1 protein-coding gene is annotated in these 1,882 nt (G+C 38.3%); it reads left to right on the plus strand.

Features of this window, described 5'->3' with window-relative positions; translation table 11 throughout:
• The first annotated feature begins 109 nt into the window (after positions 1–109).
• Positions 110–1,180, plus strand: a complete 1,071-nt coding sequence (locus AKL11_RS22265; RefSeq protein ID WP_216636833.1) for an HNH endonuclease — start codon at positions 110–112, stop codon at positions 1,178–1,180.
• Positions 1,181–1,882 lie beyond the last annotated feature (702 nt).

The following is a 1,882-nucleotide window of genomic DNA, read 5'->3' on the forward strand; positions in this document are numbered from 1 at the left end:
TTTTACGGGCTTACGCAGCTAACAAAAAAATCGTGTTCGTTCCGCTGCGCTCCACCGGACGCGCCTGCGGCGCGCCGCACATTTTGGCGTTATGTGAAATAAAATAGTAATGAGTACAATGTTGTATAAATATGTAGATGGATCACTGATAGACGAGTCTGGAAAGGTTATATATTTCAGTAATGAATCATTTGTTTCGAGAATTTGTGAAGGAGATGACTGCTTTCTTTGTGGATCTAAAAAGGAAGAAAAGAAATTTAATGACGAGCATGTCATACCTAAATGGTTATTAAGTAAGCATGACTTATTTAAAGTAGAGATTACTTTACCCAATGAAAGCAAGATTAGATATGATAAATATACTTTGCCATGCTGCGAAGAATGTAACTCATACTTGGGACAAAACATTGAAACTGAAATACAAAGTATAACTGGAAAAGGAATAGAGTCAGTTAATCAATACATTGTTAAAAATGGCCCTTGGAAAATTTTCTTATGGCTGTGCCTTATATTTTTAAAAACACACTTGAAAGATAGTCTTCTTCGAATGCACCTAGATCGCAGGAAAGGAGATGGAAATATTGGTGATATTTACAACTGGGGTTTCTTGCATCATATTCATTGTATGGTTAGGGCTATTAGGGAGAATTCAAGTATTGAATCTCAATGCTGTGGCTCACTATTTGTGTTGCAAGCAAAAGTTACTGACCACTACGATTCATACGATTATAGAGATATTTATGAAGCAAATACGATTCTCCTAAGAACAGGAGATGTTGCGTTCTTAGCTGTTTTAGATGATTCATGCTCAGCTAATAATTTTTTCTATAATCATTTTCAAAGGATTTCCGGCCCACTATCTCCAATTCAACTAAGAGAAGTTTTATCACACATTACACTTCTCAACCTGAAACTAAAAAATAGACCAAGATACTTTACAAAAGTTAATCCTAAAAATGGTGATGTAACTATAAAAGCAGAACTTCCAGAAGAATGGGAATTAGAAGATCATACAAGAGAAGAGCTTGGAAGTATCCTGTGGAGTAATGTCTCACAAATGATAGAATCAATGGAAGATCCAAATTTAACTGAAGAAAATGTTACACAAGGTCTTTATCATTTTTTGTTTAATGAAAAAGATGAATTCATTAAAAATTCAATGGATTTCTATAAAAAGTGAATTTTGGTGCGATATTTCACATAACAATAAATTCAAGTTCGTTCCGCTTTGCTCCACCGGACGCCGCCTGCGGCGGCGCCGCTTAATTTGGCGTTAGCTGCTGTGTTTCTACCAGAATTGCAAAACTGAGAGTTTTTTAGCGTTGGAAGTTTTTTGGTCTGTTCTATCGAAAAGTTAATAAGAAATCGATAAGCTTCGTTTTGCAAGCTGGCGTGAGAGTTTTGTCGTTAATTCCTTCTTTTATGCCAGCGTCAAAATCGTAGTTTGCTGTTTTTTTTCCCAAGCTGGCAGGCGGTAGCGTACTAGTTTCCTTTTGCCGCGCCAGCGCAGTGATCGTTTTCCTTTCCATCTTTTTGGACGGAGAGTTGGTGGGGAAGGGAGCAGGTTTTCTGTAGCGTAAAAATTTTCAGGTCTATCGCAGGCCAGGAAGGTACATTGTCGTAAACTTCAAGTAGTCAAACCGTCTGGTTCAAACTGCTTCGAGAATTTTTTGGTCAGTGTGTTTTTCAGCAGCGTTCAAAACCTCTGGTTGTAAATCTTCTGTTTTTTACTTTGTCGCCAGTTGTACTTGCTTCAGGTTTACGTCACGCTTTAAGCATTTTACGGGCTTACGCAGCTAACAATAAAATCGTGTTTGTTCCGCTGCGCTCCACCGGACGCGCCTGAGGCGCGCCGCACATTTTGGCGTTAGCTGCTGTGTTT

Source organism: Endozoicomonas ascidiicola (assembly GCF_001646945.1).
GTDB classification, from domain to species: Bacteria; Pseudomonadota; Gammaproteobacteria; order Pseudomonadales; family Endozoicomonadaceae; genus Endozoicomonas; species Endozoicomonas ascidiicola.